Below are 15,367 nucleotides of genomic sequence, written 5' to 3' on the forward strand. Positions count from 1 at the left end.
TTTTTGGTAATATATAGATACGAATTGTTTTAGGAGGATTCACTTTGAAAACCTACATTCAAGCACTAAAGTGGACTACAGGGATCTATCATCTTTTATTACTTCCTTGTTATTATGTATTTCCAAGTCTTGTTAACCTATATGGGTTACCTTTACTACTATTGATTGTTTTACATATCAATACTATTTTATTAGCTAAAAAAGAAGGCATGAATACGTACCCTCATTATATCGGTATTATCGTTACTCTAGTTGCCTTCTTTCCTTATATAGACATCTTTCTACATATGATAGCAGCCATTTTCCTTTTATTAGATGCTGCTTCTACGAATGCAAAAGAAGTGTATGATTCATAACAGGAGGAAATGAAACTTTAATCAGTAGAGTTTTGAAGTCGGTTAGCAAATTGCAAAACTTACACAATAACTTCATTGCTAACACCCAAAAAGGATTTACTTTTTAAGTAAATCCTTTTTTAAATTCCCCTCCTTACTCCAGAATAATAAAAGAATATTCTGTTTAATTTTTATAAATTTCTAAATATTTATAATACATTCGAATTAACATACATTTTAGTTATGTAAAAAATTTAATTTTTAAGGAGATGAATCCATGCTTAAAAAGTTGGTAGCAGGTGCATTATTAACTGTTTCGTCGTTAACTGGAGGAATGGGATTAGTATCAGCTAGTACCGAAAAAGATTATACGATTTCCTCTTTCGAATATGTAACTGTAGATGAAAAGACTGTTGATTCGTTTAACAAATTGAGTGCTCCATCAAGGGAAGACGTAAAAATAACGTTAGTTCTACCGAAACAAAATCAAAATGGAGACTGGTTATCTTATGGATTTTCGAGCAAAGAAAGTTTAGAGTCTTTTATTGAAAAAGATAAACAAAGGTTGAATCATTCAATCACTCCCCTTGGTGTTGGAGGAAGCGGACCTGGTAGTACAGACTTCTATAAACTCACAAATCAAGGTAGCGAGTATTTTTCACTAAGTAGCGGTTATAAAAACTTGTCTGCTAGTTGGCAAAATCAAATTGTTTCTGTACGTACAGCAGCTCCTACTGCTAGCTATTCAACAACACTATGGGAACGTACTTCAACTGACGGATATGGAAAAGGTGTTGTTTTTAAACATGCTGATTGGTATGGTCAAACTGCAAACTTAAATAACTTTCCAACTTCAGCAGTTGAAGTTAAAAAGTAAAAATATAGAAATAAAAGGTGTCTTCACGTATGGAAACACCTTTTATTTCTACAACTATTTCACATATCTCATCTATACCAATTTCAACTCTTAATTATTATTTTTCGTATTCCTACTCTCCAAAACCTTCTCCATATTATGAGTTGCCCATTCCATCATTAATAGAATCACTGGACGTAGTGATTCACCAAGCTCAGTTAATGAATATTCTACTTTTGGCGGCACTTCACGGTATACTTCGCGATGTATGATGCCATCTGCTTCAAGTTCTCTCAGCTGCAGTGTTAACATTCTTTGTGTGATATTTGGTTTTAATCTTTTTAATTCATTAAACCGCTTTGTACCATCTAATAAATGATACAAAATTACCCCTTTCCATTTCCCTCCAATCACCTCAACCATAGCTTCAACTGGACAAGAATATTTATTTAAAAATGGGTAATTTATATTATTTTCGTTTGGACAATCCATAATAAATCCCTTCCCTTAACATTAGTATCTTTTTTGATACTATACCACATAAATGTGCGTACTTGTATCTATGTTACTTTAAAAATATAATTTACTTACAAAAATAAATTCATGAAAAGAGGAACTTTTATGACAAATACAAACGAAATTACAAAAGAAAAGATTATGGAGGCTTTTCATTTCAGACATGCATGTAAAGAATTCGATCCTATGCACAAAATTTCAGAAGAGGATTTCAAATTCATTTTAGAAACAGGCAGATTATCTCCTTCTTCTTTTGGATATGAGCCTTGGAAATTTATTGTCGTACAAAATAAAGAATTAAGAGAAAAACTACAACCGTATTCATGGGGCGCTGGTGGGCAACTTGCAACAGCTAGTCATTTTGTTATTGTTCTTTCAAGAAACATTAAAGATATGCATTATGATGCAGAGTATATTAAATATATGATGAACGATATTATTGGATTGCCTGAAGACACTCAAAAAATTAGATATGAATTCTTCAAAAAGTTCCAGGAAACAGATTTTAACTTATTACAATCCGATCGTGCTGTATTTGATTGGGCATCTAAACAAACTTATATTGCTTTAGGTAATATGATGACGAGCGCAGCTCAAATCGGTATTGATTCTTGTCCAATAGAAGGATTTGATAAAGAGGAAGTAGATTCTTTACTTCGTCAAGAAGGCATTATACAAGACGATAACTTTGAAGTATCAGTTATGGTTGCCTTTGGTTACCGTAAAGAAGAGCCAAAGCGTGATAAAACAAGACAGACTATGGATACAATTGTTGAATGGATTAAGTAATATAGCACAGACAAATAATGCTCCTAATAGCTGTATACTCATACTAAAGAAGAATGAATTGTTTTCTTACGTATGAATTTGGTTTTTCATGGAAAGATATGTTAGTATGTATACAGTTTGAGTGCTCTATTTTTTAGAGTCGAACAGGAGGAGAATGAATATGTCTGATATTGAAGTTGGCGAAGTGTTTACTCTTAGTGATGAGAATAACGAAGAGCAAGAAGTAGAAGTACTTGGAGCGATGGATGTCGAAGGTGCAGAATATATTGCAGTTGCCTTTGTTGAAGATATCCAAACAGAAACTGAGGAAGACATTGATATTTTCTTTTTAAAAGTAGAAGAAGATAATGAGTTTTCATACATTGAAAATGATGAAGAGTTTGATAAAGTATCTGCTGCGTTTGAAAAGATTTTGGATGAGCAAGAGCAAGAATAGTATGAATGAAAAACACGAGGGCGGATGCATATCCGCCCTCGTGTTTTTATTCATCACTCATTCAGTGATTTATGCAGTAACTCCAGTACATCTTTCATCGCAAAAGATCCATCTTTTTTAACATGCTCTGCAAATTCTGAAACGAGACGTAATGTTCTCACACTTTCGATTGGATGTTCTCCTGATGCACTTTCAGCTGAAAGCATAACTGCATTCGTCCCGTCCAGTACAGCTTGAAACACATCAGTCACCTCTGCTCTTGTTGGAATAGAATGATCTACCATAGATTGAAGCATTTGTGTTGCTGTAATGACATATGTATTCGTTCGATTACATTCCTGAATCATCATTTTCTGTAAAAGCGGAATGCATTGATACGGTAACTCTACTCCTAAATCGCCCCTTGCAATCATAATTCCATCTGCTTCTTTACATATATCTTGAAAATTCTCGATTGCTTCCATCGTTTCTATTTTTGCAATTACATTAGGTGACGTTTCTTTATACTGTTGTATAAAATCTCGTATTTCTTTTATATGACTAGGTTTTCTTACGAAAGAACACGCGATCAAATCAACATTCTCTTCTAAAAGAAACTGAATATCTTTTTTATCTTTCTCTGTAATAGCTGGCAAACGAACAGCCGCATCTGGTAAATTAACTCCTTTATGAGATGAGATATTGCCACCTGTTTTTACCTTCGTTTCTATTTTATCCGTACTTATCTTTTCAACAATTAATTCAACTTCTCCATCATTAATTAAAATTCTACTGCCTACTTTCACATCATTCGCAATTCCTTCATAATCAACACTCGCTTCTGTATTACTCCCTGTAACTGGTTGTGTATGTAAAATAAAAGAATCTCCTGCCTGAAGTGTAATTTGCTCTCCCTTCACTTCACCTAATCTTATTTTAGGACCTTGTACATCACCCAAAAATTTAATAGAGTCATCTAATGATTTCACTAAACGAATGATGTCTTTATGACTTTCATGCGTGCCATGCGATAAATTCAGTCGAACAATTTTCATACCATTCTTTATTAACTGTGCTAACGTTTCTTTATTATTACTTGCGGGTCCAATTGTACAAATTCGATCGATTGTCATTTTTGTCACCATCCTTTTTTTAATAAGTTTCCCATATGAACTTAAAAATAACAGAGATTCTGACATGAATAGATTTAAATTTACATGAATTTCATAAAATTAAACCTGTATCCCTTGCTGGCTAAGCATTAGAAGATATATTCGCTTTTTTGCAAATGAAGACATGTTGAATCGAAAGTAAAAGAAAAGTTAAGTATGGGATAAACCATTGAGTGTTTTGAAATTTTCATATATTGTATGAATTGAGTTCGAACTCAAAAATTTAAAAAGGTGGGAAAATTAGTGAATATGAAAAAATCTTTATCGGTGACAACTTTAGGGTTAGCGGTTTTAGGTTTTGGTTTTACTAATAACGCAAGTGCTTCAGAGGTCGATACTGTAGACAAGCAGCCCGTTTTAGTTGACTTTGATACAATTCAATCAACAAAAACATCTAGTGTTCCTAGTTTGACTGTTGCAGTTGCACCTAAGAATGACTCTAACATTAGCGTATATACTCCCTTTTTTGGTAACCCATATGCAGTTGCTAAATCGAAATCAACTACGACCGAAGACTATGTTTATGCAAAAGCAAGAACTTTCAATGGCGATGGCTCATTAGTGAATACGAAAAGTAATAGTGCAAAAAAATCATCCTTTGTAAGTGCTACAGCGACCAACACAAGCATCTATTATGGAGATGATTACGCTATCGGTAATCATACCTATAAATTAAGTGGTTATAATGATGTGAATCACGAAACAAAAGCTTTCTGGTAAGAAAGAGAAAAAAGATATGCATCTTGCATATCTTTTTTCTCTAATATTTTACATATATTGAGGTGCTATTTATGAAACAAATATATATTATTAGCGGTGTTTTACTTATTTCATTACTTACAATTTATATTTTGTTCAATACTTCATTCATACAACCTCATCCACCTTCCATAGAAAATAAACGAGAGCAACAAACCAATACTATTTCTTACGGATTGAAGGATAATCAAGGCCAACATATTAACAATGGTAGTACAATTACTAGTGAGGATAATAAAATTAATGTAACATTATCATTCGTACATACTATTAATGAAAACCGAAAATATGGATTAATTGTTCTAGAAGATTACGAACAAAAACCTTTTAAAATAGAAGATACTACTACTGAAATATCACACTATTTTTTTGATATGAAACCAAACAGTTCAATTACTACGAAAATCTCTTTACACACTTCTCCTAATGCAAGTGAATTAACCTTTTTAATAATTAAAAAACCTGAATACAAATTAAAAGATAATAACTTAAATAAAGCAGCTATTTTAGAAGATATTCTAAGTATGCGATATTCAATGCATCCTCTTCAGAAAGAAAACGAAAAAATAAAACTCTCCCTTATAGATCCAAATGCTATTTTAAAAGATGGTCTTTACGAACCATTATTTGTTACGAACCGTGAAGAGAACTTACAAACTGTCTTCTTTGAAAAGGAAGGCAAGCAATTAATTTTATCAAACGGTAATGAAACAAATGATGAAATGACTTACGCAATCGTGGCTTTTAAAGATTGGAAACAAGTTGAAATATTTAACAATAGAAAAGTCGTTTATACTAAGGTTGCACCTGAAACGAGGCAAATCTTTAATTTCACATTGCCTTCAGTGGATCAGGAAAGTAATTTGCAACTCGTCGCTTTTCCATTTCCTTATAAAGTTAGCGAAGAAGATTATATCAGTCAACAAGCATTCAGTTCCTTTCGCATCGTAATTGAAAATGAAAATAAATAAGTTATACTGTGCACATTACAACAACCAAAAAAAGGCCTACTCACACGAGTAGGCTTTTGAAACTACGAAAGTTTCGTCAATAACTGATTTAAATCTTTTTTCGTTTTCGTCGTTAAAGATTTCATTTTATTAATATCAATTTTTTCTTTCTCCGCTCCTACAATTAACGGATACATACTTTGACCGATCGTTTTAGAATCCGTCGGATGTGATGCTTCTAGCTCTTTCTCAATTACATCCCACTTTTCATTAATTTGTTTACCAAGCTTATTCACTGTTTCTAATTTTGGATTAGCAGCTAACTGCTTGTCCAAGCTATCAATTAATGCCACAACTTCTTTAACGTTCGTTTTCACAGCAACACTTTTCTTCGGATCTTTCGTTGTCTTTCCATCTGAATTTGTACTTGTGCTTTGATCTGTTGTTTTCCCGCTAGTCGTTTGATCATTCGTTTTTCCTGTCGTCTCTTTTTCTTTTGTTTTTACATTTTCGTTTTGAGTTGACGTTTTGCCGTTACTTTCTGTCCCTGATGATTCTTTCGTATTTTTTGCATCCTTATCTGTTTTTTCATTTGAAGAAGTATTTGTTTCTTTTTCAGTATCTTTCGTTGTTTTTGACGCTTCATCTGCACTTGTCGTTTTTGCTTCTCCATCATTTTGCGCAGTTACTTGCTCTTTCTTTTCCGTTTCTTTATCTGATGAAGGACTACAAGCTGCCATAGTAAGCATTGTACCAATTGTTATCGATGCGATAGCGACCTTTTTCATTTTCATATAAATCCCCCTATGTTTTACATAATTTATCCTCCCCTTTACGATTCGATTCCCCCTTAAAAAATCCCTTTTCATAGGAATTATCATCTTTCCGACAGTAATCTTCATAATAATACGTACAAAAACCGATAAACTCATTTTAATATTCGAGTTTCTTCTACTTCATTTTTCTACTCGCAAGTAAAAGAAAAAGAGTATATTGTCACATTAAGAATTACTATCTTCATATGACGATATACTCTTCTATCAAATTTTTATCTTTCTTGACATTTTATTTATACAAAAAAATAAAATTTTCTTTCGTTTTTTGTTTCTCAACATTTGTTAACATAATATTTTTATGAGTAGCCACCATTCGAGTGAATGACTTGCCCAGTAACCCATTTCGCTTCTTCACTTACTAAAAAAGAAATTAAGCGCGCAGCATCCACCGGTTCTCCTACTTTACCTTGTGGGAACTTCCATACTAAATGATGCTTCAGCTCCTCTGTAATCCATCCTGTATTCGTCGGTCCTGGATCTACAGCATTCACTGTAATCCCCTTCTCCATCGCAACTGGTGCTACTGACTTTGTAAATGCTTCAATTGCCCCTTTCGTTGCTGCATATGCAAGTTCATCTGGCATTGGACCTACTGACTGTCCCGAAGTAAGATTAATAATACTCCCGCCCGTTTTAAGTGAATAATGTTTTATAAACAATGAACTTAATAGCATAGTAGCCCGAACATTAACTGTATAATGTTTATCCAACTGCTCTACATCTAATTCCTCAATCCTCGTATGAGTAGAATATACTGCATTATTAACTAGAATAGATGGATCACCTAACCGTTCTGATACCATATAAAACAAACGATTTGGCGAATAAGACTGCGATAAATTGATTTCTGCCATTTCACATCGAACATCGTAACTTTCAATTTCCTTTTTCAGCAAAAAGGGTTCTTGATCACTCATTCCCCATGGCATCGCTTTATCATACTTTGGCCAGTACGTGAAAAAAATGTCTATCCCTTTTTGAGCAAGCACCTTGCATACAGCTGCACCAATTCCATTCAGACGAGTTGCCCCTGTTACAATTGCTATTTTCTTCACCTTTTTCTCCTCCATCTATACACAGATCCCCTGCATGAATACAGAGGATCTATCTTCTTATTGAATATTTGACAGTATACGTTCAGCACCTAATTTTAACATTTTAATAAAGATATAATTTACAATCGTAAACATTACAAATAAAACGATAAACATAACCCACAGTCCGACATGAAGGAAGAAGTATAATACACTTACTCCCCCCACAATAATTAAAGCTATTAAAATATTAGCTAAAAAATTCCATAAAGTTGTATATCGACTTTTAAATAATTTCTGCTCTGTATCCCAATGAATATCTGCAGTTTGCGCGTCCCAGCGTGTTCCGATTAAATTAATTAATAACAACCCGTTCGCACTTAGTAAAAACCACAGTATCATAAAGACTGGAGAAATCCCAGCTACAACTGCCATCGTAATACCGAATACTGCTAAAATGATCACATTAATTAACCAAGCAGTGATTGCTTTCGCAAAAAAGATATCCGAAGCCTTTACTGGTAAATAACGATTCACAAACCAAGAGCTTCCATCTCGTGAAAATGACGTTGTTGCAATGACGTTACTCCCCATTAAAAATAACGATGCACAAAGGCCAACACCAATTGCAAATCCCGTTGTCTCTGGATTGTTAATATACTCTGTAATAAACTTTAAATTTCCATCTTTCACAAATAAAATAAAGAACAACATAATTGGCATAACGAAAGTTTGTACAATGCAATTTAAGAAAAATTGTGGTGTACGGAATAACGTTTTAAATTCTTTTTTCACATACGCTTTTAAATGCGAACTTTGTACTGTTGATTTCTGTAAACCTTCCGCCGAAATAACTTGTTTCTTTGCTGTACTCGTTGAAAGTCCAATAACCCCTTTTAAATATGTACGCTCTGCTATGTAATAAAACAACACAAAGAAGACAAATGAAATAACTGCAAAGATTATTACATATAAAGGTCCCTTCCAATTTGCATTTTCTACTAATGCTACTGCTCCAAAATATGTAGTTGGAAAATAGTTTGTCATTTGTACTAAAAGAGAAGACTGGTTGTTTGCAAGGTAATCCGCAATTGCATCTTCAGAAAACGAACTTTTATTTTTCCACTGCAAAAATACGTTAATTCCTACAATAAATAGTATACTTACGATTCCAATAAATATATTTCCTCGGTCTTTATTTTTCGCTATATTTGTATACCTCATAATAACTGTCATCAGTAACGAAGCTAGTACTAACGGCACAATTGGGAAGAGTAAGTAAATGAAAATCATATATATGTAATATGTAATAAATGCGCCACTTTTTAAACCGTACGTAATAAAGATCGGTAATAAAATAAATGAACTCATTACGTATTGTGTAATTAATACTGTTAAAAATTTGGCTGAAATAATTTGCGCTGGTTTTAATGGTAATGGTAATAACATTTCAATGTCATTGCTGTAGTAAAATACAGTTAAAATGTTCGTAATACTCATTAAAAATACCCATATACTCGCAATCGCAAGTCCCATTGCGATAATCATTCCTGGATCTTGCCCTAAATGTATCATTCCCTCATACATTGCATGCGTGATAGAACCAAACAGTAAAAAGCCGACAAATAAAATAGCTGCAAATGAAAATACATACGCCCATCGCTTCTTCTTATCTGTTATAAAATCTGCATAATTTAATTTCAATAATACTTTCGTTAACGTCCAAATTTTACTCATTGCCCGTCATCTCCAAGAACATTTTTTCAAGTGATTCATTGGATTTAAAATGATCTCTCATTTCATCTAAATTCCCTTTAAACTGAAGGTTTCCCTTATTAATAATCGCGACGCGGTCACATAATTTTTCTGCCACTTCTAATACGTGTGTAGAGAAGAATACAATCTTTCCTTTATCCGCATGTTCTCTCATCATTTCTTTTAAAATATATGCAGATTTCGGATCAAGCCCCGTTAACGGTTCATCTAAAATCCATACATCTGGCTCATGCACGAGCACACCAATAATAACAATCTTTTGTCTCATACCGTGCGAATAACTTTGAATTTGATCAGATAAAGCATTATAAAGATCAAACTTCTTCGCTAAAGACTCTATTCGTTCTTGTCGTACTTCTTTCGGCACTTCATACATATCGGCCATAAAGTTTAAATATTCAATTCCTTTTAATCGTAAAAACATATCTGGACTATCTGGTACATAACCAAACGTCTTCTTCGCTTCCATCGGCTCTTCCATAATATTTTTTCCGTTAATCGTAATAGTCCCTTTGTCCACCCCGTGAATACCAGTAATCATCTTAATTGTCGTTGATTTACCCGCACCATTCGGTCCTAAAAATCCAAAGATTTCGCCGCTAGGTACAGATAAACTTAAGTCTTTTACTGCATAGGTAGACCCATTATAACTTTTTGACACATTCGTAATTTCAATCATTTCATCCAATCCTTTCCTTAATTACCAAATAACTATATTGATATTATAGCATAGTTCTATTTTAAGATTTTTACATTTTTCAGTATATTTAACCTTTAAAATAAATATACACCCCTAATCCAACAACTAAAACGACAGCTAGTATAATATAAATCATTGTTAAGCGTTTAATATTCCCCTTTGTCGCTTTGCTATAATTTGCATCACCATTCCGCCCAATTAACACCGTCGCAATGACAGTAATCACTACAAGTAATACAACGATCATGATCCAAGTTAGCATTTCTTCCTCCCCCTCCTTACAACCATTTTACAATATTATCCTCTTTATTTCGCAGCATATTTCCTCTTTTTACTATTATTATGAAGCAAACTGAAAAACTATTATTACCATTTATATCCAATTGTGATATATTATGTAACATAACGTGACTTATTTCTAACAACGTAAGGAGGACCTATCATGAAAACAACTTGGATAAAATATTTAGGATTTCTCGGTTTCTTCGGTTTCCTCGGATTTTTTTATGAAAAAGGATTGTTTACTATGTTCTGTTTCTTCTCCTTTTTCACATCGTATAGAACAGTTCAACACGATGAACTGTTTGAACAAATTGTCAATAAATCGTGTCGCAATGCATTTATCGTTACATTACTAACTACTGCTATCATTATATTTATTGAAATGTTATTTCCAAACTCTACGCTACAAGAGATTGATATCACTCTTATTTTCGGCACACTCATTCTTACATTCGGTTTTTCTATGTTCTTTTATGATAAACCTGTTGATGAAATGGAAGATGCACCATGGCGTTCGTAACGAAGATAAAAGAATACCGCGCAAAATTGAACATGACACAAGAAGATTTAGCGAAGAGCGTTAGTGTGCGACGTGAAACAATTAGTCATCTCGAAAAAGGTAAATACAATCCTTCCTTACAACTTGCTCACGATATAGCGAAGGCATTACATAGTACGATTGATGAGATTTTTATTTTTGAGGATAAATAAAAAAATACCGTCATTCTTTCCAAGAAGAATGACGGTATTTCTCATTGATTATCCATATAAAACCGCATGAAATACGCCTAATAGTAAGTATCGATCCTCCATGTAATCTCCATCATATACATTCATCTCAATGTAATACATATCTTCCTCAAGACGAATATTCCAATCTGCAATTACATAGCCCTTTCGTAATAACTTTCCCATTCCAAATGAAGTTTTATGAACAACATATTCTTCTGCCTTATATGTAAAGGTAAATAAGAAATTTGCATCCAATAACTTTCCGTCACATACAAGTATTTCATGCTCTGCATCATGATTATCTTTGTACATTACTAAAATCCTTCTTTGGCGCTGCCTACTTACATCCTTTGCAATGACGCGAATATTGTCCTTACTATCCTTTATTTCATAAATAATATTACTACCAATTTTCGGAATAAAATCCAGCACTCTCATCAGCGTATTTTTATAATAGCCCCTTACTACACCTACTTGCTCACTTCCATTATAAACCTCTATCGGTGTCGTATCTGCTTTACTATCATACGGTCGTTTGTAAGAGAGCTGCATCATTCGCTCTCCTCTTAAGTACTGATCAAACGTCACAGGATATTCTATCATGCGCAGTTCTTTATTTAACTCATACAAATAGCGTTGAACACTCTCTATTAATGTTGTAGTAGCTATACGCTCTTGAAGTTCAAATTCTTGCCAGCTGGAAAAAACATTCCATTGATTATGATCCTCTTCATAGAAGAAACCAAGAATTACCTCTTCACGGTCAGCCGTTTCATATTTCATAGGCACGTTCTGCCCATGTTGCACTTGTTCCATCCACTGTCCTAAATAAATCCCCAGCTCTGCAACCTTCATACATGATTTTTGAAAAAATACGCTGTCACTCGCGCAAATCGTTACATCTCCTTCGATAAAGCCCTTTGAATAAGCATCATACCGTGGCTCATCCTTCTGCGGGAGATTCTTGTCTAACTCAAATAAAAACGTTAACATTCTTTATTCACCTCTAGTTGTTACACTAATCATACATGACATCGCATCACGCTAGGAAACTATTTATATACGCATATTTAATTCACGCATTATAACACGTGAATGACCTTGTATAGTAGCTCTATTTTTTTGTTCTATATCTTAGTATATGAATTTATATGAGCGATTTTTCAAATATATCTATCGCAACTTACAATATATCAACGATTTTTCAAATATATCTATCACAACTTACAATATATCAACGATTTTTTCAATATATCTATCACAACTTACAATATATCAACGATTTTTTCAATATATCTATCACAACTTACAATATATCAACGATTTTTTCAATATATCGATTTTTCGACAAATATCAGCACAATTAAAATGAAGCTACCTTTTCTTCCGCCACTTCTACAATTTCTAAAATTTGTAGCAGACTCTCCACTTCATAAGTCGGGTTAACATCTGTCCCGTTTTCTTTCAAACTCGGATTATACCAACACGTATCAATGCCGTAATCTTCTCCGCCTTTCATATCAGAAGTTAACGAATCTCCAACCATTAGTACGCTTGATTTATCAGTAATCCCAAACTTCTCAAACGCATAATCAAAAATCTCACGTGCTGGTTTTTGATGACCAACTTCTTCAGAAATAATAATGTGATCAAAGAAATTACATAAAGGCGAATTTCCGATTCTTGATTGTTGCACCTTCGTATATCCATTCGTAATAATACCTAACTTGCAATCTTGTAGATTTTCACATAATTGTACTGCGCCTTCTATAAGATGTACTTCTTTCCCTAAGTTTTCAAGATATACATCACTAAATTGCTGTGCATCTACGTCTATATTATGAAGTGCAAATAATTGTCTAAATCGATCTACTGCTAATTCACTTAGCGTAATCATTTTATTTTCTAAATCTCTCCATAATCCATTACTAATCTCTTTATAGCTTGCAAGATAATCATTATACCCTGTAGGCATATCAAACTGTACAAACGCATTATGTAATGCGTGTCTTTCCGTTTCAGGGAAATCTAATAATGTATCATCTACGTCGAATAATATAACTTTGTATTTCATGATGTTCTCCTCAATTCCTATTTTAAAAGCTTCGTTCTCATTGCTTATAAATTTTTATATATTTCGTGATGAAGCGCTTTAACCCGCTCTTTATAGAATACACCTTTATCTTTTATTTTCAAATGTGCTATAAATAAGTTTGCTAGCATGACCGCTGTATCTAGTCTATAAAATAAACTAACAATATGAGGAGTAACATTAAAGATACTATCATTCTTATATCCATCTTTAAATTCATCCCAACTAACCTCATTTGTTTCAGCTATTCTCATAAGCTCCAGCAATGGATGACCAATTAAAGCGTTATCCCAATCAACTATTGCTTTAACTTCTCCATTATACCCGATTAAATTGGCTGGTCGAATGTCCATATGTAATAAACATTTTACATGATCTGCTGTACCAAGAATATATTCAATTGTTTTTGTATTCGGAAGATTAATTTTACAGTCCGTGATTGTATTAAACCCTTCTATCCGTTTCACAATTCGTTCTGCTATATACTTACTAATGGGCTCTCTAATATTTTGTTTGTAATACAAACCATCAATTGGCATACTATGAAGCTTGCTCACTAACTCCCCTATTTTGCATGCGGAAATTGGCGTACGATCAGCATACACACAATCCGAAATTAAAAAATCAAGTTCGGTTGAAAGATGCAATCCGTGTATCCTTGGTACTGGAATACCTTTTGAATGACAATACTTAGACAGCTCCGCTTCCTTTTGCAACGAAATCCGACTGTTAAATAAGTCTTCATTTATATTTTCCACTTCTCTTTCCCACGGTACTCGAAATGCTAAAGACCCCTTTTCTGAATCTCCTTGAAAAACAATATTTTGCACTCCCGTTCCAATCACCTTTAAATCTTGAATAGCTAGTTCCTTATACTCTTGACTTAGTATTGTTGCCAGCTTTTCTCTTAACCCCTCTGCTTTTACACGTGTATAAATCATTTTATCCCCCGATTCTTAAGTTCTTTTCATCCATTTTCTCCTCGGTGCACAACATCCTCATTAACAAAATTATAGCAACAATAGTAAAAGGAGGCTAATCCGCTCAGCCTCCTTTTACTTATTAGTCTTCTAGTAATAACTCTTTCATTTCCTCTAACGACTCTTTCGTAAAGCCAAGGGCCCTTTCAGCGTATGCTTCAACTGATCTGTATTGCTTTTGAATTTCACCAATCGCAGCTTGCAAGTATTCAGCACGTGCTTCAAACATCGCACCTAATATCTCTCTACTCTCATCGTTTTGTAGTTTTGCACCTAAAAAGGCCATCATTTTCTCGTTTAACTTTTCACGGAAACCGTTACTTAGTAAATAATCTTCCATTACTGTTTTCTCTGGTACACCTAGTAAAAGTAATAATAATGCTGATCCAAATCCAGTACGGTCTTTCCCAGCTGTACAATGGTTTACTAACGGTAAGTTTTCCGGGTTTTGCGCTAAGTTTAAGAAGCTTACGAACGCCTCGTTACCACTTACGAAATCTTGATTCATTTTCACAAGATACTCACCTGGTTTTCCTAACATAGAAAGGTCACCAACTTGGAAAAACTCATTTATATTTAAGTCTTTCGCTAAGTCTTGCATAACTGGTAAGCACACTTGACGAGCACCTGTAATCTCAGGATTTGGCTTATGCTTTACCTCAAAGTCTGTACGATAGTCACAAATTAACTTTAAACCAGACTTTTGTAAATAGTCGATATCCCACTCTGTTAGTCCTGCTAATTCTTCAGAACGGTATAATTTGCCCCATTTCACTTTACGTCCATCTGTCGTTTCATATCCACCCATATCACGGAAGTTAAACGCACCTTGTAATGGCAATCTACGCTCAGCTACTGTCACTGCTTGTCCATTACTTCCTACTAGTCTAAAATATGGACGTTCATTTTCACTCGGGTTTTCAATTGTATATGATAATCCTCCATTTACAGTTGCAAGTAGTTCTCCATTTTCTTCAATATGATCTGGTGAAGTACTCCAATAAATACGAACTTCTTCTATATTATTTTCCCACTTTATTTGTAACGTATTATCTTCAATTCTTTCTACAGTTGCTTGTAGCCAATTTCTTTGCTGCTCCATTCTTTCACCAACGCTTTCTCTTATAATCGAATCTCACTCTA

At 33.7% G+C, this 15,367-nt stretch carries 19 protein-coding genes; 8 read left to right on the forward strand and 11 right to left on the reverse strand.

Annotation, left to right across the window (positions count from 1 at the left end):
- The first annotated feature begins 44 nt into the window (after positions 1-44).
- Entirely contained in the window at positions 45-356 is a 312-nt protein-coding gene (locus V7S45_RS16170; RefSeq protein ID WP_000860725.1) for a hypothetical protein, read from the forward strand.
- Between the two features lie 256 nt (positions 357-612).
- Positions 613-1,212, forward strand: a complete 600-nt coding sequence (locus V7S45_RS16175) for a hypothetical protein (protein WP_000914427.1) — start codon at positions 613-615, stop codon at positions 1,210-1,212.
- Between the two features lie 90 nt (positions 1,213-1,302).
- On the opposite strand, the gene V7S45_RS16180 is transcribed toward V7S45_RS16175, so the two are convergent.
- Positions 1,303-1,683 carry a winged helix-turn-helix transcriptional regulator gene (locus V7S45_RS16180; RefSeq protein ID WP_000340580.1) on the reverse strand — a complete coding sequence of 127 codons (381 nt, stop codon included), beginning with the start codon at positions 1,681-1,683 and terminating at the stop codon, positions 1,303-1,305.
- A gap of 129 nt (positions 1,684-1,812) precedes the next feature.
- On the opposite strand from V7S45_RS16180, the gene V7S45_RS16185 reads away from it, so the two are divergent.
- Both V7S45_RS16185 and V7S45_RS16190 read left to right on the forward strand, forming a co-directional pair.
- On the forward strand, positions 1,813-2,496 hold the full coding sequence (locus V7S45_RS16185; RefSeq protein ID WP_000185713.1) for an NAD(P)H-dependent oxidoreductase: 684 nt from the start codon (positions 1,813-1,815) through the stop codon (positions 2,494-2,496).
- A 154-nt stretch (positions 2,497-2,650) separates the two neighbouring features.
- Positions 2,651-2,932, forward strand: coding sequence for a DUF1292 domain-containing protein (locus V7S45_RS16190; protein ID WP_002005464.1), 282 nt, complete (start codon positions 2,651-2,653; stop codon positions 2,930-2,932).
- Between the two features lie 53 nt (positions 2,933-2,985).
- Here the strand turns inward: V7S45_RS16190 and V7S45_RS16195 are convergent, their stop codons facing one another.
- A complete protein-coding gene (locus V7S45_RS16195) occupies positions 2,986-4,044 on the reverse strand; it encodes a pyruvate kinase (RefSeq protein ID WP_000151080.1) in 1,059 nt (352 codons plus the stop codon).
- Between the two features lie 282 nt (positions 4,045-4,326).
- On the opposite strand from V7S45_RS16195, the gene V7S45_RS16200 reads away from it, so the two are divergent.
- Together V7S45_RS16200 and V7S45_RS16205 are read left to right on the forward strand one after the other, a co-directional pair.
- Entirely contained in the window at positions 4,327-4,803 is a 477-nt protein-coding gene (locus tag V7S45_RS16200) for a hypothetical protein (RefSeq protein WP_001056357.1), read from the forward strand.
- Positions 4,804-4,874: 71 nt separating this feature from the next.
- Entirely contained in the window at positions 4,875-5,813 is a 939-nt protein-coding gene (locus tag V7S45_RS16205; protein WP_000810156.1) for a hypothetical protein, read from the forward strand.
- Between the two features lie 62 nt (positions 5,814-5,875).
- On the opposite strand, the gene V7S45_RS16210 is transcribed toward V7S45_RS16205, so the two are convergent.
- The 5 genes from V7S45_RS16210 to V7S45_RS16230 form a co-directional block, all read right to left on the reverse strand.
- The gene (locus tag V7S45_RS16210) at positions 5,876-6,586 is read right to left on the reverse strand and encodes a hypothetical protein (protein WP_000782563.1); all 711 of its coding nucleotides are present in this window, start codon (positions 6,584-6,586) and stop codon (positions 5,876-5,878) included.
- Between the two features lie 338 nt (positions 6,587-6,924).
- A complete protein-coding gene (locus V7S45_RS16215) occupies positions 6,925-7,683 on the reverse strand; it encodes an SDR family oxidoreductase (RefSeq protein WP_000716965.1) in 759 nt (252 codons plus the stop codon).
- 57 nt (positions 7,684-7,740) lie between these two features.
- Positions 7,741-9,399: an ABC transporter permease gene (locus V7S45_RS16220; RefSeq protein ID WP_000036882.1), complete on the reverse strand. Its 1,659-nt coding sequence runs from the start codon at positions 9,397-9,399 to the stop codon at positions 7,741-7,743.
- Positions 9,392-10,117, reverse strand: coding sequence for an ABC transporter ATP-binding protein (locus tag V7S45_RS16225; RefSeq protein ID WP_000570206.1), 726 nt, complete (start codon positions 10,115-10,117; stop codon positions 9,392-9,394). Before V7S45_RS16225 ends, V7S45_RS16220 begins: the two co-directional genes overlap by 8 nt.
- 88 nt (positions 10,118-10,205) lie before the next feature.
- Entirely contained in the window at positions 10,206-10,400 is a 195-nt protein-coding gene (locus V7S45_RS16230) for a hypothetical protein (protein WP_000958863.1), read from the reverse strand.
- A gap of 180 nt (positions 10,401-10,580) precedes the next feature.
- On the opposite strand from V7S45_RS16230, the gene V7S45_RS16235 reads away from it, so the two are divergent.
- Together V7S45_RS16235 and V7S45_RS16240 are read left to right on the forward strand one after the other, a co-directional pair.
- A complete protein-coding gene (locus tag V7S45_RS16235; RefSeq protein ID WP_000859211.1) occupies positions 10,581-10,940 on the forward strand; it encodes a DUF3796 domain-containing protein in 360 nt (119 codons plus the stop codon).
- Positions 10,928-11,131 (forward strand): helix-turn-helix transcriptional regulator, encoded by a 204-nt coding sequence (locus V7S45_RS16240; protein WP_000896308.1) that lies wholly within the window; start codon positions 10,928-10,930, stop codon positions 11,129-11,131. Before V7S45_RS16235 ends, V7S45_RS16240 begins: the two co-directional genes overlap by 13 nt.
- A 48-nt stretch (positions 11,132-11,179) precedes the next feature.
- Here the strand turns inward: V7S45_RS16240 and V7S45_RS16245 are convergent, their stop codons facing one another.
- The 4 genes from V7S45_RS16245 to V7S45_RS16260 all read right to left on the reverse strand — a co-directional run bounded on the left by V7S45_RS16245 (position 11,180) and on the right by V7S45_RS16260 (position 15,326).
- Positions 11,180-12,145 (reverse strand): hypothetical protein, encoded by a 966-nt coding sequence (locus tag V7S45_RS16245; RefSeq protein ID WP_000955101.1) that lies wholly within the window; start codon positions 12,143-12,145, stop codon positions 11,180-11,182.
- 370 nt (positions 12,146-12,515) lie between these two features.
- A complete protein-coding gene (locus V7S45_RS16250) occupies positions 12,516-13,226 on the reverse strand; it encodes a YjjG family noncanonical pyrimidine nucleotidase (RefSeq protein ID WP_000875906.1) in 711 nt (236 codons plus the stop codon).
- 44 nt (positions 13,227-13,270) lie between these two features.
- Complete coding sequence (locus V7S45_RS16255; RefSeq protein ID WP_000640701.1) at positions 13,271-14,185, reverse strand: phosphotransferase; 915 nt, start codon at positions 14,183-14,185, stop codon at positions 13,271-13,273.
- 121 nt (positions 14,186-14,306) lie between these two features.
- Positions 14,307-15,326, reverse strand: coding sequence for a tyrosine-protein phosphatase (locus V7S45_RS16260; protein WP_000437807.1), 1,020 nt, complete (start codon positions 15,324-15,326; stop codon positions 14,307-14,309).
- Positions 15,327-15,367 lie beyond the last annotated feature (41 nt).

The organism is Bacillus sp. BR3(2024), assembly GCF_039134555.1.
Lineage (GTDB): Bacteria > Bacillota > Bacilli > Bacillales > Bacillaceae_G > Bacillus_A > Bacillus_A cereus.